14 protein-coding genes and 1 tRNA gene are annotated in these 18,771 nt (G+C 71.1%); 10 read left to right on the forward strand and 5 right to left on the reverse strand.

Annotated elements, in window-relative coordinates:
* The first annotated feature begins 7 nt into the window (after positions 1-7).
* The 4 genes from ACIBTS_RS01570 to ACIBTS_RS01585 all read left to right on the forward strand — a co-directional run bounded on the left by ACIBTS_RS01570 (position 8) and on the right by ACIBTS_RS01585 (position 5,287).
* Positions 8-964 (forward strand): sugar ABC transporter permease, encoded by a 957-nt coding sequence (locus ACIBTS_RS01570; RefSeq protein WP_334583265.1) that lies wholly within the window; start codon positions 8-10, stop codon positions 962-964.
* Entirely contained in the window at positions 961-1,836 is an 876-nt protein-coding gene (locus ACIBTS_RS01575) for a carbohydrate ABC transporter permease (RefSeq protein ID WP_079663477.1), read from the forward strand. Before ACIBTS_RS01570 ends, ACIBTS_RS01575 begins: the two co-directional genes overlap by 4 nt.
* A gap of 10 nt (positions 1,837-1,846) precedes the next feature.
* Positions 1,847-2,446: a hypothetical protein gene (locus tag ACIBTS_RS01580; protein ID WP_399315804.1), complete on the forward strand. Its 600-nt coding sequence runs from the start codon at positions 1,847-1,849 to the stop codon at positions 2,444-2,446.
* Between the two features lie 105 nt (positions 2,447-2,551).
* The gene (locus ACIBTS_RS01585; protein ID WP_399315805.1) at positions 2,552-5,287 is read left to right on the forward strand and encodes a Tat pathway signal sequence domain protein; all 2,736 of its coding nucleotides are present in this window, start codon (positions 2,552-2,554) and stop codon (positions 5,285-5,287) included.
* Between the two features lie 7 nt (positions 5,288-5,294).
* Here ACIBTS_RS01585 and ACIBTS_RS01590 read toward each other — a convergent pair whose 3' ends face one another.
* Complete coding sequence (locus ACIBTS_RS01590) at positions 5,295-7,700, reverse strand: SCO7613 C-terminal domain-containing membrane protein (protein WP_399315806.1); 2,406 nt, start codon at positions 7,698-7,700, stop codon at positions 5,295-5,297.
* A gap of 66 nt (positions 7,701-7,766) precedes the next feature.
* Between ACIBTS_RS01590 and ACIBTS_RS01595 the strand changes: the two genes are divergently transcribed.
* Both ACIBTS_RS01595 and ACIBTS_RS01600 read left to right on the forward strand, forming a co-directional pair.
* A complete protein-coding gene (locus tag ACIBTS_RS01595) occupies positions 7,767-8,213 on the forward strand; it encodes an SRPBCC family protein (protein ID WP_399315808.1) in 447 nt (148 codons plus the stop codon).
* A gap of 39 nt (positions 8,214-8,252) precedes the next feature.
* Positions 8,253-8,324 (forward strand) — tRNA-Val (locus tag ACIBTS_RS01600).
* A gap of 55 nt (positions 8,325-8,379) precedes the next feature.
* Here ACIBTS_RS01600 and ACIBTS_RS01605 read toward each other — a convergent pair.
* Positions 8,380-9,105, reverse strand: coding sequence for a 3'-5' exonuclease (locus ACIBTS_RS01605; RefSeq protein WP_079663482.1), 726 nt, complete (start codon positions 9,103-9,105; stop codon positions 8,380-8,382).
* A 168-nt stretch (positions 9,106-9,273) separates the two neighbouring features.
* On the opposite strand from ACIBTS_RS01605, the gene ACIBTS_RS01610 reads away from it, so the two are divergent.
* The 3 genes from ACIBTS_RS01610 (at position 9,274) to thrS (ending at position 13,133) form a co-directional block, all read left to right on the forward strand.
* Positions 9,274-9,840 carry a DUF4365 domain-containing protein gene (locus ACIBTS_RS01610; RefSeq protein WP_319334893.1) on the forward strand — a complete coding sequence of 189 codons (567 nt, stop codon included), beginning with the start codon at positions 9,274-9,276 and terminating at the stop codon, positions 9,838-9,840.
* Positions 9,837-11,054, forward strand: a complete 1,218-nt coding sequence (locus ACIBTS_RS01615; protein WP_399315809.1) for a hypothetical protein — start codon at positions 9,837-9,839, stop codon at positions 11,052-11,054. Before ACIBTS_RS01610 ends, ACIBTS_RS01615 begins: the two co-directional genes overlap by 4 nt.
* A 99-nt stretch (positions 11,055-11,153) precedes the next feature.
* Positions 11,154-13,133 carry a threonine--tRNA ligase gene (gene thrS / locus ACIBTS_RS01620; RefSeq protein WP_319671175.1) on the forward strand — a complete coding sequence of 660 codons (1,980 nt, stop codon included), beginning with the start codon at positions 11,154-11,156 and terminating at the stop codon, positions 13,131-13,133.
* 29 nt (positions 13,134-13,162) lie between these two features.
* Here the strand turns inward: thrS and ACIBTS_RS01625 are convergent, their stop codons facing one another.
* Positions 13,163-13,825: a potassium channel family protein gene (locus ACIBTS_RS01625; RefSeq protein ID WP_399315810.1), complete on the reverse strand. Its 663-nt coding sequence runs from the start codon at positions 13,823-13,825 to the stop codon at positions 13,163-13,165.
* 67 nt (positions 13,826-13,892) lie between these two features.
* On the opposite strand from ACIBTS_RS01625, the gene ACIBTS_RS01630 reads away from it, so the two are divergent.
* The gene (locus ACIBTS_RS01630) at positions 13,893-14,456 is read left to right on the forward strand and encodes an HIT domain-containing protein (protein ID WP_319671177.1); all 564 of its coding nucleotides are present in this window, start codon (positions 13,893-13,895) and stop codon (positions 14,454-14,456) included.
* Positions 14,457-14,608: 152 nt separating this feature from the next.
* Here ACIBTS_RS01630 and ACIBTS_RS01635 read toward each other — a convergent pair whose 3' ends face one another.
* Together ACIBTS_RS01635 and ACIBTS_RS01640 are read right to left on the reverse strand one after the other, a co-directional pair.
* Complete coding sequence (locus tag ACIBTS_RS01635; protein ID WP_399315811.1) at positions 14,609-16,261, reverse strand: hypothetical protein; 1,653 nt, start codon at positions 16,259-16,261, stop codon at positions 14,609-14,611.
* Between the two features lie 186 nt (positions 16,262-16,447).
* On the reverse strand, positions 16,448-18,643 hold the full coding sequence (locus ACIBTS_RS01640) for an elongation factor G-like protein EF-G2 (RefSeq protein ID WP_399315812.1): 2,196 nt from the start codon (positions 18,641-18,643) through the stop codon (positions 16,448-16,450).
* Between the last annotated feature and the right edge of the window lie 128 nt (positions 18,644-18,771).

Raw genomic sequence — 18,771 nt, forward strand, 5'->3', positions numbered from 1 at the left:
TACCACCATGACGCTCGTCAAGGAAGCGCCCGCGCGCCCGGCGAAGAAGCGGTCCGCCGCTCCTGCCGCCGGGCGGCGCGGGCGGCGCCGCGAGAACCTCGCCGGCTACCTGTTCATGTCGCCGTGGATCGCGGGGTTCCTGCTGCTCACGGCGGGGCCGATGATCGCGTCGCTCTACTACGCGTTCACCAGCTACAACCTGTTCACGCCGCCCAAGTGGGTGGGGCTCGACAACTTCACGACGATGTTCCAGGACCCGCGCTGGCAGAAGTCGGTCGAGGTCACGCTGAAGTACGTCGTCGTGGCCACCCCGCTGAAGCTGCTCCTCGCGCTCGGAGTGGCGCTGCTGCTGGCACAGAAGCGGCGGGGACAGGCCCTGTACCGGGCCGCGTTCTACATGCCGTCGCTCATCGGCGCCAGCGTCTCCGTGGGCTTCGTGTGGCGGGCGCTGTTCTCCGACGACGCCGTCGTGGACCGTACGCAGAAGATCTTCGGGCTCAACGTCGGCGGCTGGATCGGCAACCCGGACTACGTCCTGTACGCCCTGGTGGCGCTGAGCATCTGGCAGTTCGGCGCGCCCATGGTCATCTTCCTGGCCGGCCTCAAGCAGGTCCCGCAGGAGCTGTACGAGGCAGCCGAGATGGACGGGGCCGGTCCGTTTCGGCGGTTCTGGAACATCACGCTGCCGATGATTTCCCCTGTCCTCTTCTTCAACGTGCTGCTGGAGTCCATCCACGCGTTCCAGGTGTTCGGCTCGGCGTACGTCGTCTCCGACACCCGGTGCGGGCCCGCCGACGCCACGCTCGTCTACACCTGTTACCTCTACCAGAAGGGCTTCAAGGAGGCCCAGATGGGCTTCGCCTCCGCGATGGCCTGGACGTTGGTGGTCGCGGTGGCGCTCGTCACGGCGGTCTTGTTCTGGTCGCAGAAGAAGTGGGTGCACTACGAGGAGGCCGCCAAGTGAGCAGTGCCACCAGCCCCGTCACGCGCCCCGCGCACGAGCGGCGGCGCATCGGATCCCTCGCCTGGCACGTGGGCGCGCTCCTTGTGCTCGCGGTCGTCCTCTATCCGGTGATCTGGGTGCTCGGCGCCTCGTTCAAGCCGAGCAAGGACATCATCGCCAGCCTCGACCTGCTGCCCACCAAACCGGTCTGGGCGAACTTCTCCGGGCTCGCCGACGGCATCTCCGGCCTCTCCATCACCAGCTTCTTCACCAACTCGCTGATGTACGCGGTCCTGGCCGTGATCGGTGTGGTGCTCTCCAGCTCGCTGACGGCGTACGCCTTCGCCAAGATCCGCTTCGCCGGGCGGAACCTGCTGTTCACGTTGATGATCGGCACACTGCTGCTGCCGTACCACGTGCTGCTCATCCCGCAGTACGTGCTGTTCCGCAACCTCGGCTACATCGACACGCTCGTGCCGCTCGTCGCGGGGAAGTTCCTGGCCACGGAGGCGTTCTTCGTCTTTCTGATGGTGCAGTTCATGCGCGGGCTGCCGCGCGAGCTGGACGAGGCCGCCAAGCTCGACGGCTGCGGGCATCTGAGGACCTACTGGTCCATCGTGCTTCCGCTGTCCCGCCCCGCCATCATCACCAGCGCCATCTTCACCTTCATCAACGCGTGGAACGACTTCATGGGGCCGTTGATCTACCTCAACACCCCGTCCAAGTACACCGTGTCGCTCGGCCTGATGATGTTCCGCGACCAGGAGGGCATCTCCAACTACGGCAGCATGATCGCGATGTCGCTGGTGGCGCTGGTGCCGGTCATCGCCTTCTTCATGGCCTTCCAGCGCTATCTCATCGACGGTATGGCGACCTCCGGACTGAAGGGCTGAGGCGGTCACCATGGCGCAAGCACGCGTGAAGGCACGCTCGGCGCGCAGGGAGTCCGTGTTCGGCGAGCGCTTCGCGCTCTTCGCCGAGTGCCTGCTCACCGGCGTGTGGATCGCCGTGGCCTGCCTCGGGGTCGTCACCTACCCCGCGGCCTTCGCCGCCGGCGCACGGCATCTGCGGCGCCGTACGACCCATGAGGACGGCGGCTGGCGGGAGTTCGTCGCCGACCTCCGGGCCGCCGTGCGCGGCGGCTGGATGGCGGGGATCGTCGGGTGGGCGGCGCTGGCCGCGGTCTGGGTGGACATCCGGGCCGCGCGGGCCGGGCTTCCCGGCGGGCCGTTCGTCGGGGCCGTCGGGGTGTTCGCGCTGATCGGCCTCATGGTGGCCGGGCTGCGCGCGGCGGCGGTCTGGACCCCGGGCGACTCCTGGCGCGCCCTGCTCGGGCAGGCCGGCCGCCGTACCGTGCTCGACCCCGCCGGGTCCTTCCTGCTCGTCGGCGGACTGGCGGTGGTGGCGTGTTCCGCCTGGTTCGTCGCGCCGCTGGCGGTCCCGGTCCTCGGTGCCGTCGCCGCTGCGGCGGTCGCCGTGGAGGAGCGCCACCGGCGCCGCTGACGGGCGACGCCCGCACACCAGGTCGGCGCCCCGAGCGCCGCACCTCCCTCTGTCATGCCCCTGACCACCCCCCTGCATCCCGCACGGAAGGAAAGGCTGCATCTCATGTCTCCCATCCCCCGCAGGTCCCTCCTCAAGGCGGCGGCCGTCGCCGGCGCCGCCGCACAGTTCAGCTGGGCGCTAGGGGCGAAGGACGCCGAGGCCGCGCCGAGAGACGCGGCGGCGGACGCCGATCCGGTGACCCTGGACTGGCTGGAGGACGGCGGCCTCGGCGCCGCCCCCGGCTCCACGCTCGGCGTGCCCTGGCCCATGGGCGCCTACCAGGAGGACCAGTCCTTCGCGCTGACCGACGCCGACGGCCGTGACGTCCCCGTACAGTCCTGGCCGCTCGCGTACTGGCCGGACGGCTCCCTCAAGTGGACGGCCCACGCGGTCGGTTCGGGCTCCGGCAAGCTCACCCTCGCCGCCGGTGCGCCGGCCACGCCCGCCAAGAAGGTCACCGTCGACAGGAGCGGCGGCACCATCGACGTGTCGACGGGGGTCATCACCGCGAAGATCGGCAAGTCCGGGGCGACCCTCATCAAGTCCGTCACCCGTGGCTCCACCGAGATCGCCAAGAACGGCCGTCTGGTCCTGATCCGCCAGCCCGAGATCGAGGACGAGGACCAGGGCACCGTCAAGACCGAGCGCTTCGAGGGCGCCATCGACGGGGTGAGCGTCGAGCAGTCGGGCCCGGTCCGCGCGGTCGTCCGCATCGACGGCAAGCACCGCAAGGGCAGCCGCAGCTGGCTCCCGTTCTCCATCCGCCTGTACTTCTACGCGGGCGCCGACTCCTTCCGCATGGTGCACACCATCACGTACGACGGAAAGCAGGAGCCCGGCAAGGCGAGCGGCGACTTCATCCGGGGCCTCGGCGTCCGCTTCACCGTCCCGATGCGCGACGAGTCCTACGACCGTCACATCCGCATCGGCGGCGAGGGCACCGGCCTGCTGCGCGAGGCCGTCAAGGGCATCACAGGACTGCGCCGCGACCCCGGCGCGGCGGTGCAGGCCGCCCAGTACGCCGGCCAGAAGCTGCCCGACCCGGCCACCTGGGACCAGCGGGTCACCACCCGCCTCCAGCACATCCCCGAGTGGGGCGACTACACCCTCTCCCAGCTCTCCGCCGACGGCTTCACCCTGCGCAAGCGCACCAAGAAGGGCTACGGCTGGATCGGCGCGGGCGGCGGCAAGCGGGCGTCGGGCTTCGGCTACGTCGGCGGGGTCAGCGGCGGATTCTCCTTCGGCCTGCGGGACTTCTGGGAGAAGCACCCGAGCCAGCTCGACATCCGTGACGCCCACACCGACGAGGCCGAGGTCACCCTCTGGCTCTGGTCGCCCGAGGCACAGCCCATGGACCTGCGCTTCTACCACGACGGCATGGGCCAGGACACCTTCCCCGAGCAGCTCGAAGGCCTCAACATCACCTACGAGGACTACGAGCCCGGCTTCGGCACCCCCTACGGGATCGCCCGTACCTCCGAACTCCTCTTCTGGGCCAACGAGTCGACGCCCGCCCCGGAAAAGCTCGCCGAACAGGTCGAGGCCGTCCGGGTGCTGCCGCAGCTCGCCGCCCCGCCGGGGCAGCTCATCAAGGCCAAGGTCTTCGGCCCCGGCCTGTACTCCGAGCCCGACCGCTCCACCCCGGCCAAGGCCAAGATCGAGGACCACCTCGACTTCCTCTTCACCTACTACAAGGACCAGGTGGAGCAGCGCCGCTGGTACGGCTTCTGGGACTACGGCGACATCATGCACACCTACGACACCGTCCGGCACCAGTGGCGCTACGACATCGGCGGCTACGCCTGGGACAACTCCGAGCTGTCCCCGGACCTCTGGCTCTGGTTCGCGTACCTGCGCTCCGGCCGCGCGGACATCTTCCGCTTCGCCGAGGCGATGACCCGGCACACCGGCGAGGTCGACGTCTACCACCTCGGCCAGTGGGCGGGCCTGGGCACCCGGCACGGCGTCCAGCACTACGCCGACAGCGCCAAGCAGCAGCGCATCGCCAACACCACCTACCGCCGCTACTACTACTTCCTCACCGGCGACGAGCGGGTCGGCGACCTCATGCACGCCAACGTCGACTCCGACGAGACGTTCCTCGCCCTGGACCCGCTGCGCAAGATCCGCACCGAGCCCTACACACCCGACCGGCACGCCCTGTCGATCGGCTTCGGCACCGACTGGAGCGGTCTGGTGTCGGCGTGGCTGACCGAGTGGGAGCGCAAGGGCCCCAAGTGGGAGAAGGCCAAGGCCCGCGTCCTGTCCACCATGGAGACCATCGGCGCCCAGCCCAACGGTTTCGTACAGGGCAGTGGCCTGTACGACCTGGACACCGGCAGGTTCGCGGTGGCTTCCGCCCCTGTCGTCGGCGTCTCGCACCTGTCCGCCGTCTTCGGCCTCAACGAGCTGTGCGCCGAGCTCATCCACCTGGTCGACATGCCGAAGTTCAAGGAGGCCTACCTCGACTACTGCCGCTACTTCAACGCCACCAAGGCGGAACAGGCGGCCCGCTACGGCACCAACTTCGGCACCCTGCTGCTCTTCCAGGGCCACTCGCGCCTCGACGCGTACGCCGCCGTCCAGACCGGCGACGCGACGCTCGCCAAGCGGGCGTGGACGAAGTTCTACAGCTCCGACGGCTACACGGAGTCCTCGCCGTGGAAGACGGAGAAACTGAGCGGCCCCGCCACCCTGGTCGCGGGCAGCGAGGCCGCCTGGGTGTCCAGCAACGACACCGCGCTCTACGGCCTCGCCGCCATCGAGAACCTCGCCCTCCTCGGCGACAAGATGCCGTAGCCGTCCGTCACTTCATCCTCCCCAGGACCTCCCGTGCCTTGCGGACGTTCCGCAGCCGCTGCTCGTACGTCGCCCCGAGTGCGAGCAGCAGCAGTCCGGCGAGAGCGGGAGGCACCCAGCGGGGGAGCGCGTCGGTCACCTGGACGAGATACGGGGCGAGCTCGTGCAGCGTGTCCAGGGTGAGCACCGAGCCGCCGAGCACGAGCGGCGCCTGTAGCCGGCGCCGGGCTCCCACCAGGGTGAGCAGCAGTGCGGCCGTGCCCAGCAGCAGGGGGCGGATCCACTCGGGGTCGCCCCAGGCCGCGGCGAGGCTCGGCAGGAGCGTGGCGGTGAGCCCGGGACCGTACGCCGTCCAGGACGATGCGGCCGGGTCCCGGCGCCGGCGCAGGGCTCCGACGAGCAGCGCCGGCACCGTCACCGGCAGGGTGTACGCCTCCGGGACCCCGACGCGCCAGTCCGCCAGGCGCACCCACGCGGCCAGCACGAAGAGGGCGACGGCCGCGTAGCCGACAGTGCGGCGATCGGGGCGCAGCGCCGTGCCCGCGGCGATCACCGCGCACAGGGACAGCACCAGGGCGAGCAGCGGCAGGTCGAAGACCGCCAGGCCGATGGCGACCAGACCCGCCGCGGCCCCGGTCGCCTCCACCGCGATCGTCGTCGCGGGGTCGCCGACCCGGGGTGCGACCAGGGCCGCCGCCACCGGAACCACCAGCACCACAAGCGCGATGTGCTCCGGTCGCCAGCCGGCAGAGGCACCGATGGCGCAGGCCAGGGCCGTGGCGTAGCCGAGAGCGGCGGCCGCCGACACCGGTGCCAGGCGCTCACGCAGGGCCGCCACCGCGCACACCACGGTCAGCGCGGCGAGAACGGTCAGGGTGGCCGGTTCGGTGGCCATGGAGAGGAAGGCGAGGCCGAGGGAGGTGGCCAGGGCGAGCCCGGTGGCCGCCCGCGACACCGGCACCAGGAGCGCCACCGTTGCCAGCCCCTGCACCAACAGGCCGACCGTGTAGGGGAGTTGCAGTGCCGTCGGGGTGACGAGGACCCCGGCCCAGGTCAATGTCAGCGCGGCGGTCAGCGCCTGCGGGCGCCACTCCTCGTTTCGCACCGTCGTCGCCAGCACCGCCGCCACGGCGACGAGGATCAGGGGAGCCGTGACGGCGTACGGCGGCCAGAAGGCGTCCATCGTCGCCGCCGCGCGGGCGTCGGCCGGAACCCCGGACCACGGATGCCGGAGCCATGCCGCCGGACCCAGCAGCGTGACACCGACGGCCGGCACCGCCCACAGCACCGCACCCGCCTGGACGGCGCCGGACGCCCAGACGACACCCCGGCGCGCCGCCTCCTGACCCCGCACGGCGGCCAACAGGGCGACCCCGCACGCCAGATACGCCGGTACCGCCCAGTCGCCGGGCACCAGGACCCGCAGGACGCCGCCGATGCCGACGACCATGCACAGGGCGCCGGCCGCGGCCGTCCCCGTCGCGAGCTCCGGGCGGAACCGGGCCGCGCCCAGGGCGATCGCCGCCGCGAGGGCGAGGAGCGCCGCCGCACGGGCGGCGGCGCCCGGACCGGCCGCGCTCACGGAGAGCAGGTCGGCCGCCAGCACACCCCAGCCGCCCGTGCCGAACGCGCACACCACGGCGACGAGCCGCACCGGCCGGTCGGCCGCCCGCAGCGCGACCGCCGCGTCGAACGCCGCCGTCGACAGCACCGCGGCCGTGACCGTGTACGCCCCGCCGCCGACGGCGATCGTCCAGAGCAGCAACGGGAGTTGAGCGACCGCAAGGGCGGCCGGGCGGGGGAGCCGTACCGTGGCCGAGCCCGGCAGCGCGGCGAGCGCCGTGCCGTACGCGGCCCACAACACCGCCAACGCCGTCGACACGGCCGCCGCGTACGTCGTACCGTCCGCCGCCGTGAACGCCACCTCGTACAAGGCGTACGCGTCCAGCACCGTCAGCGCGAGACCGAGACCGGCGACCGACTCGGCCGTCGACCGCAGCCCCCGCCGCAGCAGCGCCACCGGCGCCCCGAGCACCGCCAGCGTGACCGCGCCCAGCACCAGGGACCGGCCGACGATGCCCAGATGACCCCAGCTGACCAGCGTGAACACCATCGCCGCGATGGTGAGCAGGAGGCCACCGAGCAGGAGAAGGACGTTCTGCACGCCGGGCGCGGTCGCCTCGGGACGAGGGGACGGCGCCGAAGGCGTCGGCGTCGGCCGGCTCGGCCACACCGGCGGGGCCTGCCGTACCGCCTGCTGAAGGGCGGCGACCAGCCAGGCGCGGCGGGCCAGCAACTGGGCCCGACGGGCGTCCAGTTGCTGTAGCTCGGTGTCGAGGAGGCGTAGCTCCTCGGCCGGGGGCGGAAAATGCGTCATGTTCCGGAGTGTGGTCCGCGTCACGTGCGACGACATGGGCGCACATACTCAGAACGTACTCAAATGCCGCCGCCCGGACGCCCGTGCGGGCACACTCGGCCCATGGACTGGACCCGGTACCGCTTCCGCACCCTGTGGGACCTGCCCGCACCCACCGCCCGCGTGTACGACACCCTGGAGCAGGCCGAGGACTACCCGCGCTGGTGGCCCCAGGTACGCGAGGTGAACCGGGTCGACGACACGAGCGGTGTCGTCCGCATCCGCTCCCTCCTCCCGTACGACCTGACCTTCACCGCACGTGAGGTGCGGCGCGATCCGGCCGCCGGCGTGCTGGAGATCGCGATGGCGGGCGACCTCGACGGCTGGGCGCGCTGGACCCTCACCGCCCACGGCTCCGGCACCCTCGCCCGCTACGACCAGGTGGTCCAGGTGAACAAGCCGCTGCTGCGCCGGTTCGCCGTCCCCGGACGGCCGGTGTTCCGCCTGAACCACCGGTTGATGATGCGGTCCGGACGGCGCGGCCTCATGGCCCACCTGCAAGCGGTTTGAAGGAAGCGCGGGGGGGCCTGTATGGTTCAGTGCGTTCCCGGGCGATTAGCTCAGTGGGAGAGCGCTTCGTTCACACCGAAGAGGTCACTGGTTCGAACCCAGTATCGCCCACCGGGAGAAGCCGGTCCGTTCCACGCGGACCGGCTTTTTCGTGTCGGCGCACGCCTCAGGCCGCCGCCGGCAGTTCCGGGCGCAGGGGCCACGAGGTGTCCACCGTCTCCGGAGTGCCGCTGCGCGCGAACCAGGCCTGGAGCCCCCGCGCCTGAGCCGCGTGCCAGGCCGTCTGCAGGGCGTGCAGATCGGCCGGGGTCAGCCGCTCCAGACGCGTCGCGAACCGTCGGCCGAGCGCCCGGACGACCTCCAGCGCGGCCAGCGCGTCCGCCGCCGCGTCGTGCGCCTCGGACAGCGTCACGCCGTAGTGCGCGCACAGGTCGGTGAGCGTGCGCCGACCCTTGCGGTAGCGGTCCAGGTGCTTGTCCAGGACCCGGGGGTCCAGCACCCGCAGCGGCGCCGCCTCCAGCCAGTGCTCCAGCGCCGAGGCGCGGTGCCTGCGCAGCTCACGGTCGAGCAGCGTCAGGTCGAACGGCGCGTTCATCACCACCAACGGGCGTGCCGCGGCGGCCTGTTCCGCGAGCAGCTCGGCTATCTCGAACATCACCGGCGACGGCCATCGGCCGTTGCGCTGCAGATGTTCGTCCGTCAGCCCGTGTACCTCCGTCGCCCCGGCCGGCACCGGCACGCCCGGGTTCACCAGCCAGCGGCTCACCCGCGGCCGCACCCCCGGCGCGTCCTGGACGACGAGGGCGGCCGACACGATCCGGTCGGTCTCCACGTCGACGCCCGTCGTCTCCGTGTCAAATGCGGCCAGCGGCCCCTCGTACCAGTACGTCATACCTACCCAACCCCTCGTTCACCCACGGCAGCTGACGCACCGTCTTCTGCCTGTTTGGTGATACCCGGGCTGTTTGCGCCGTACGCCGGAAGGACACAACACGGGTACGGGTCTTTGCAGTTCAGCGGCCCGTCACGGGGACTGGCTTTGCGTGGAAGGCTGTTGGTCATGGCGATAGCGCAGCCCGAGCGGGGCGGGCTGCTGCCCGAACACGCGGGGCTTCATCGCGGCACCCTCGCCACCACCGCCTGCATGGAGACACTGCAGGTGGGCTATCTGCACGCGGTCGCGGCGGCCGCGGGGTGCTCGCTGTCCCAGCCGTTCCCGGACAACGGCATCGACTGGCATGTCAGCCACAGCGCGCCCGGCCACACCGTCGACGACGAGGTCACCATCAAGGTGCAGCTCAAGGCCACCTACCAGGTGCGGCCCAACCCGCCGGGCCGCTTCTTCTCCTTCACCCTCGACAACGACCACCTGCGCAAGCTCGCCCGCAGCCCGGTCTCGGTGCACAAGATCCTCGTCGTGATGCTCGTGCCCAGATCCCAGGACGACTGGCTGCGCGCCAGCCACGACCGACTCGACCTGCGGCACTGCTGCTACTGGGTCAATCTCGCCGGCCACCCGATCACCGGCCGGACCCGGACCACCGTGCGGATACCGACCACACGCATCTTCGACGACCGGGCGCTGTGCGAGATCATGACGCGGGCCGGGACGGGAGGCAGACCATGATCCACCGCCCCCTCGACGAGCCACTTCGGCCCGTACGACCGCACCCCGAGCCCCACTGGGACCAGTCCCCGCAGCCCGGCGAGGTCGACCCGGCCGTCCTGGGCGCCCTGCTGCGCCGGCACGGGTGGCAGCGGCGCGGCGGCGCCGCCGGACGCTACGGCCGCTGGACCCCGCCCGGCCCGGGCGGCGGCGGGACCAGCCTGCTCGTGCCCGAGAGCCGCGCCTTCCCCGACAGCGACGACCTGCTCGGCGAGGCGCTCCTCGCGCTCTCCCGCAGCGGCACGCCCTCCGCGCGCGAGGTGCTCGTCGGGCTCGCCGTGCCGAGCGACGAGATCCGCTGGTGGCGGGACGCGCCGAGCGGACCCGCCGGGGCCGCCTCCTGGACCGTCGAGGAGGAACTGCGCGGGGCGGCCCGCCAGCTGCTGCTCGCCGGCGCGCTCGCCACCCGCGCGCGTGCGGGCTACTACGGCGCCCGACACCGGCGCGCGGCCCTCGCCACCCTGGAGAGCGTCCTCGTCGGCTCCGCGGCCGGTGGACGCAGCCTGACGGCCTTCGCGCCCGTCGCGGGCGCCCGCCCGCTCGCCGTCCGCCTCCACCAGGCCCTGTACGCCGTCCGCGAGGCCATCGACTACCAACGGGCCACCGGTGGCATGGACGCCTTCGACGGCGCCGTGGAGGCCGGCGCCAGCCGCGAGCTCACCGAGGCGCTCATCGCCCTCGTGCGGGGCGCCGAGGGCGCCCGGATCGCCGTCGAGTGGTCGCCCGCCGCCGGAGTCCCCGAGGACTGCGCCGCGAATGACGAGCCGGTCGAGTTCTCGCCCGGCGACCTGCCCGTGCTGCGCGAGGCCGGCGCCCGCTATCTGCGCGAGGAGCCCTCCGTGCCCGTGCGGGTCACCGGCACCGTGGTCCGGATGCGCAGGTCGGGACCGCGCGGCGAGGGCAGCATCCGGCTGCGGGTGCTGGCCGGCGCCGAGATCCCGCACGTCCGCCTCACCCTCGACGAGGAGGACTACCGCATCGCCGGACAGGCCCACCTGGTCGGACTGCCGGTACGGGTGCAGGGCCGGCTGGAGAGCAGGGGCGGGTTCCGCAGGCTCACCGGCGCGAGCGGAGTCGTCCCCGTGCAGGTGGAGGAGGCCGAGCGCGACCGGCTGATGAAGTCCTTGCAGGAGAACCTGGACTTTTTCGAGGAGGCGTGCGGGGGCGAGGACTGAGGGTAACCGTTTAGCGGTCGGCGGGTGCGGGTCGGTACGATCCCCTATTGCGCGCGCTCACGGTATGGCGCCGCACCCACCTTCAGTCAGGAGAGACCGGTGTCAGACGTCCGTGTGATCATCCAACGCGATTCCGAGCGGGAAGAGCGCACGGTGACGACGGGCACCACGGCCGCCGACCTCTTCGCCGGCGAGCGCTCGATCATCGCCGCGCGCGTGGCCGGCGAGCTCAGGGACCTGTCGTACGTGCTCGCCGACGGCGAGGAGGTCGAGGGCGTCGAGATCTCCTCCGCCGACGGGCTCAACATCCTGCGCCACTCCACCGCGCATGTGATGGCCCAGGCCGTGCAGGAGCTCTTCCCCGAGGCCAAGCTGGGCATCGGCCCGCCGGTCAAGGACGGCTTCTACTACGACTTCGACGTCGAGAAGCCGTTCACGCCCGAGGACCTCAAGGCCGTCGAGAAGAAGATGCAGGAGATCCAGAAGCGCGGGCAGAGGTTCGCGCGTCGGGTCACCTCTGACGACGCAGCCCGAGAGGAATTGGCCGACGAGCCCTACAAGCTGGAGCTCATCGGCCTCAAGGGCAACGCCGCGCAGGCCGCCGAGGGCGCTGACGCCGAGGTCGGCGCCGGCGAGCTGACGATCTACGACAACCTCGACGCCAAGACCGGCGAGCTGTGCTGGAAGGACCTCTGCCGCGGTCCGCACCTGCCCACCACCCGCAACATCCCGGCGTTCAAGCTGATGCGCTCGGCCGCCGCGTATTGGCGTGGGAGCGAGAAGAACCCGCAGCTCCAGCGCATCTACGGCACCGCCTGGCCGACCAAGGACGAGCTGAAGGCGTACCTCGACTTCCTCATCGAGGCCGAGAAGCGCGACCACCGCAAGCTCGGCGCCGAGCTGGACCTCTTCTCCATCCCGGAGGAGCTGGGATCCGGCCTGGCCGTCTTCCACCCCAAGGGCGGCATCATCCGGCGCGAGATGGAGACCTACTCGCGCCGACGCCACGAGGACGCGGACTACGAGTTCGTCAACACCCCGCACATCTCGAAGGAAAACCTCTTCGTGACCTCGGGGCACCTGCCGAACTACGCGGACGCGATGTTCCCGCCGCTGGAGTTCGATGGGCAGAACTACCGCCTCAAGGCGATGAACTGTCCCATGCACAACCTGATCTTCAAGGCACGCGGCCGCTCCTACCGCGAGCTGCCGCTGCGGCTCTTCGAGTTCGGCACGGTTTACCGCTACGAGAAGTCGGGCGTCGTGCACGGCCTGACCCGCGCCCGAGGCTTCACGCAGGACGACTCGCACATCTACTGCACCAAGGAGCAGATGCCGGGCGAGCTGGACTCGCTGCTCACCTTCGTGCTGGATCTGCTGCGCGACTACGGCCTGGACGACTTCGAGCTGGAGCTGTCCACCCGCGACGACTCCCCGAAGTTCATCGGCGAGGACGCGGAGTGGGAGGAGGCGACCGACGCGCTGCGGCAGGCAGCCGAGAAGCAGGGCCTCCCGCTGGTTCCCGATCCCGGCGGTGCCGCGTACTACGGCCCGAAGATCTCCGTGCAGGCCAAGGACGCCATCGGCCGCTCCTGGCAGATGTCCACCATCCAGGTCGACTTTCAGCAGCCCAAGCGGTTCCAACTCGAGTACACGGCCGCGGACGGCTCCAAGCAGCAGCCGGTCATGATCCACCGCGCCCTGTTCGGCTCCATCGAGCGGTTCTTCGCGGTCCTCCTGGAGCACTACGCGGGCGCCTTCCCGGCATGGCTGGCCCCGGTCCAGGCGATCGGCATCCCGATCGGCGACGGGCACGTGGAGTACCTGGAGAAGTTCGCCGCGGCCGCGAAGAAGCAGGGGCTGCGGGTGGAGGTCGACTCCTCCTCCGACCGTATGCAGAAGAAGATCCGCAACGCCCAGAAGCAGAAGGTGCCCTTCATGGTCATCGCGGGCGACGAGGACATGTCGGCCGGTTCGGTGTCCTTCCGCTACCGCGACGGCTCGCAGGAGAACGGCATCCCCTTCGACGAGGCCATCGCGAAGATCGCGAAGGTCGTCGAGGAGCGGACGCAGGTCTGACGTGTACGCGTGTGGGGCCCCGGGTGACGTCAGCCGCCCAGGGGCCCCACGTCGTCCCCGGAACGCGCGAAGCGCCGCATCAGATACGACGAGAACGACCCGGCCACCGCACCCAGCAGGGCCAGACCGCAGCCCATCAGGACCACCGCGACCAGCCGTCCCATCAAGGTGACGGGAACGACGTCGCCGTAACCCACGGTCGCCAGTGTGGAGGCCGCCCACCACAGCGCGTCGCCGAACGTGCGGATCGACGCGTCCGGGGCGTGGTGCTCGTAGTGGTACACGGCCAGGGCGGCGGACACACCGAGCAGTGTGGACGCCATGCTTGCGTACAGCATCACCCGTCCCTGAAGGGACAGCCGGGGTTCCGCCGCGCGACGGTCCTGCATGGCGTCGTAGACCCGCACGATGCGCACGGGCCGCAGCAGAGGCAGCACGACCACCAGCGAGTCCAGCCAGTGCCGGCGGACGAAGCCCGGCCCCTCGCCGCTCAGCCGCCAGCGCACCGCGTAATCCACGATGAACAGCGCCCAGCACCCGTACAGGACGGCCAGACACAGATCGAGCACCGGCCCGGGCAGGCCCTCATCCAGAACCCGCACGGCGTACGAGGCCAGAAAGAGCAGGGAGGCGACCGCGAGCGGAGGCCCTGCCCGCCGCTCCCAGCGTGCCGTCGGGTTGTCGTCGTCCATCGGCCAAGCTTGGCCGAGGCGCTCTTGCACGCAGCCCCGGCGACACGCCGCGAACGGGCGAAGCCATATGCTGCCTTGCATGACGAGTGAGCCGGAGCAGCAGATCGGAGTGGGGACGCAGGACGCGTTCCAGCGCCTGTGGACGCCCCACCGGATGGCATACATCCAGGGCGAGAACAAGCCGACCGGCCCGGGGGCCGAGGACGGCTGCCCGTTCTGCTCGATCCCGGCGAAGTCCGACGAGGACGGGCTGATCGTCCGGCGCGGTGAGCATGTGTACGCGGTGCTGAACCTCTACCCGTACAACGGCGGCCACCTGATGACCGTCCCCTACCGGCACGTGGCCGACTACACCGATCTGACGGTGCCCGAGACCGCGGAGCTCGCCGAGCTGACCAAACAGGCGATGACGGCCCTGCGCACCGCGTCCGGCGCGCACGGTTTCAACATCGGCATGAACCAGGGGACCGTCGCGGGCGCCGGCATCGCCGCTCACCTCCACCAGCACATCGTGCCCCGCTGGGGCGGCGACACGAACTTCATGCCGGTGGTCGGTCACACCCGCGTGCTGCCCCAACTCCTCGCGGACACAAGGAAGATGCTGGCAGAAGCCTGGCCGACGGCTTCCTGACGGCGGTGCCTTTGCGGCCGAGGCCAACTCAGCAGCCCGTCCGGCGCTTGAGGACGAGGCCCCTTTAAGGGCCGTAGGGGGGTCTGGGGGCACAGCCCCCAGGGCCGGTCACCCATCCCACCCGCGCAAAAAGCGGCCCAACCGCCGGAGGCCTACGCGTCGTAGGTGTCCGCCTTCTTCGGAGACACCTCCTGGACCGCCCCGCTCAGGGCCGCCGCCCGCGAGCTGAACTTGTCCACGTCGACGTCATGCTCGCGGAGCACCCTCAGCGTCGCCCTGTGCACCGCGCGCAGCACCGGCGTGGCGGCGCGCAGCGCGTCGTCGGCCATGAAGCGGTGCCTCCAGGGCTGGTCCGCCCAGGCGTGCCGCAGGCCGAAGGGCTCGGGCAGGCCTATCGAGCCGCCGAGCCACTTCAGCACCGGCGGATACCAGCTGATCGTGGCGCGCGCGGCGAGCCGGACGACCTCGTCGGTGGTGACCAGCGGCAGCTTGACCTTCCGGGTCTCCCAGAAGCGGACGGTCTTGGCGACCTCCTTGGTGGGCGCCGTCGGCTTGGCGCTGAACAGTCCGTTGACCGGCCCCAGGGCATGCCCGGTGACCTCGATGCGCAGGGTCTCCTTGAGCACCGTCACGGTGATCATCAGGGTCAGGATCAGATTGCCGTTCCACAGGTGCGGCCACTGCACGCCCAGGTAGTGGCGGTCGCCGCTGTCGAACTGCTGGTTGTTGCAGATGTCCTCCACGGCCCTGGGCTTGACCTGGTAGGCCTCGACGTCGGTCCCCTCGGGCCTGGACACCTCCTTGGCGCCCTCGCCCACATGCGTGACGATCCAGTGCCGTACCTGAGGCTCCGGGAAGCCGCCGGTCTTCAGGCTCTGCCGGTGCAGCACACTCAGCTCGTCGTGGATCGCCCGGACCACGGTCCAGCTGCGGAACTCGTGGATGCCCTTGACGGGGTCGAGCGGCGCCAACTCCTCCGCGAGGTGCCAGGAGCCCCAGCGGGTGCCCATGCCGAGGATGCCCTTGGGACCGGCGTAGAAGACCGAGTTGGACTGCTGCTCGGCGCTGAGCCTGGCCAGGGACTGACGCAGCTGCTCGGCCGCGGCCTGGTCGGGACTGGTCGGCACGGCCTCGGGGACCTTCGCCCCGACGGTGCCGCCGGAGAGCAGGCCGTCCCAGGCCTCGCGCAGGTCCTTCGCGGTGCTCTCGCAGACCCGCTTGGCCAGGAACCAGCCGGCCACGGGGGCCACGATGCACCCGCGCGCGTACCACCCGGCCAAGCCGGTGAACGGCATCCGGACCAGGAAGATCACGGCGAGGGCGCCGACGGCGACCAGCAGGCCGGTGCCGAGGCCGGATATCCGCTTGTTGTCCGTCTTGCCCATGGTGGCGCGGAGCTGGAAGACGAGCAGCCAGACCAGCAGGCCGGGCAGGAAGAGCACGCCGCACAGCAGCATCAGGGCGGTCAGCTTGGTGTCCCGCTCCCGGCGGATGCGGTTGGCCGCGAGACAGTGCTCGACGACGACCTGGGGCTCGCTGCCGAAGGACTGGATGAGCGGCGCGCGGCCGACGCCCAGCATGCGGTCGATGACCGCCTGCGAGTACGCCTCACCGAAGTTGGGGCGGAAGATCTTCGCCCACTTCCGGCCGTCCTTGACCGTCGACTGGTGCCACTCGTTGTCGGCCTTCTTGATCTCCTCCATCGGGGTGTCCCGGTAGGCCGCCGAAGCCAGTGCGAACGTCGGGGCACCGCCCGCGCCGCCCGCCCGGGGCACCTGTGGCCCGAAGAAGTCCTCCACGGTCATTCCCGCCCCCACTCGCCGCCGTCCCGCTCCTGCGGCTTTCCCGACTTCCGTGCTCCGCACACCTGTTGATCAGGTCATCAGGGTAGCCCCAGCCACTGACATGCGTCGGCGGACGACCGAAGCCGCCCGCCGATGCGGAGGATCATCTTCCACACGCGTCACTTGAGTGGGGACCAGCCCCAACCGTCAGCTGTCCTGAGCCTGTTGGCGGAGCTTCTCGGCCACCTGCGGCGGCATCGGCTCGTGCCGGGCATAGGCGCGGTGGAAGCGGGCCGTGCCGTGCGAGAGGGAACGCAGATCGACGGCGTACCGGCCGATCTCGATCTCGGGGACCTCGGCCCGTACGAGCGTGCGCCCGCCGCTGGTCTGTTCCGTGCCCAGCACCCGGCCGCGCCGCCCCGACAGGTCGCTCATCACGGCGCCCACGTAGGCGTCACCGACCAGGACGGTCACCTCGGCCACCGGCTCGAGGAGATGGATCCGGGCGTCGGCGGCCGCCTCCCGCAGGGCGAGCGCGCCGGCCGTCTGGAACGCGGCGTCGGAGGAGTCCACCGAGTGCGCCTTGCCGTCGAGCAGCGTGATCCGGACGTCGACCAGCGGATGCCCGGCCGCCAGCCCCTTCGCAGCCTGGGCCCGTACGCCCTTCTCGACGGACGGGATGAACTGGCGCGGCACCGCGCCGCCGACGACCTTGTCCACGAACTCGATGCCCGAGCCGCCCGGCAGCGGTTCCACCTCGATCTCGCAGATCGCGTACTGGCCGTGCCCGCCGGACTGCTTCACATGCCGTCCGCGCCCGGCGGACTTCGCCGCGAACGTCTCCCGCAGGGAGACCTTGTGCGGGACGACGTCGACCTGGACGCCGTAGCGGGAGCGCAGTCGCTCCAGGGCGACGTCCGAGTGGGCCTCGCCGAGGCACCACAGGACCACCTGGTGGGTGTGCTGGTTCTGCTCCAGGCGCATCGTCGGGTCCTCCGCGACCAGCCGGCCCAGACCCTGCGAGAGCTTGTCCTCGTCGGCCTTGCTGTGCGCCTGGATGGCGAGCGGAAGCAGCGGGTCGGGCATCTGCCAGGGCTCCATGAGGAGTGGGTCGTCCTTGGCGGAGAGCGTGTCGCCGGTCTCCGCGCGGCCGAGTTTCGCCACGCACGCGAGGTCGCCCGCGATGGCGTGCGTCAGGACCCGCTGCTGCTTTCCGAACGGCGCGGACAGCGCGCCGATGCGTTCGTCCACGTCGTGGTCCTCGTGCCCGCGGTCGGCCAGGCCGTGCCCGGAGACGTGGACGGTCTCGTCGGGGTGCAGGGTGCCGGAGAAGACGCGCACGAGGGAGACGCGGCCGACGTAGGGGTCGGAGGAGGTCTTCACGACCTCCGCGACCAGCGGACCGTCCGGATCGCAGCGCTTCAGCTCGCGCGGGGCGCCGTCGACGGTCGTCACGCGCGGCGCCTCGCGCTCCAGGGGCGTCGGGAAGCCCCTGGTGACCAGCTCCAGCAGCTCGACGGTGCCGAGACCCTGGCGGGCGCCGTCGGCGGCGGGGGCGGCCGCCAGGACGGGAAAGAACGTGCCGCGTGCGACGGCCCGCTCCAGGTCCTCGATGAGCGTCCTGACGTCGATCTGCTCGCCGCCGAGGTAGCGGTCCATGAGGGTCTCGTCCTCGCTCTCGGCGATGATCCCCTCGATCAGCCGGTTGCGGGCCTCCTCGAGGTCCGGCAGCTGGTCCTCGCCCGGCTCGGCCTCCTTGCGTTCGCCGGAGGAGTAGTCGAACAGTTTCTGGGACAGCAGCCCGGTCAGCCCGGTCACGGAGGCGTGCCCGTCCGGGCCCTCGGGTCCGCGCAGCGGCAGATACAGCGGAAGGACCGCGTCCGGATCGTCGCCGCCGAAGGCCTCCGCGCAGGTGCGGGTCATCTCCTCGAAGTCCGCGCGGGCGGCCTCCAGGTGCGTGACCACGATCGCGCGGGGCATGCCGACGGCCGCGCACTCGTCCCACACCATGCGGGTCGAGCCGTCCACGCCGTCCGACGCCGAGACGACGAAGAGGGCCGCGTCCGCTGCACGCAGACCGGCCCTGAGTTCCCCGACGAAGTCGGCGTATCCGGGGGTGTCGAGAAGGTTGATCTTGATGCCGTCCCATTCGACGGGCACCAGGGAGAGCTGCACCGAGCGCTGCTGCCGGTGCTCGATCTCGTCGTAGTCGGAGACGGCGGTGCCGTCCTCCACGCGGCCCGCGCGGTTGACCGCTCCCGCCGTGAGCGCGAGAGCCTCCACCAAGGTCGTCTTGCCGGATCCGGAGTGGCCGACCAGCACCACATTCCGTACGGACGCGGGGTGGTCGGCCGCTGTAGCCCTGCCGGCGGCTCCGGGGTGTGCGTTCGCCTTGTCGCCCATTTCCTTGCCTCCCGTGCACGGTGAGGTCACTGGGGCGCGGGCACCACGGCCCCGCGTGCGATGGCGGCTCCGGCGACGCCCGCGGTCCTTCGAGCTTTCCACTCCCGTCACCCCGCGTCCATACGGCG

Origin of the sequence: Streptomyces sp. NPDC050121 (genome assembly GCF_044460385.1) — a bacterium.
GTDB classification, from domain to species: Bacteria; Actinomycetota; Actinomycetes; order Streptomycetales; family Streptomycetaceae; genus Streptomyces; species Streptomyces soliscabiei.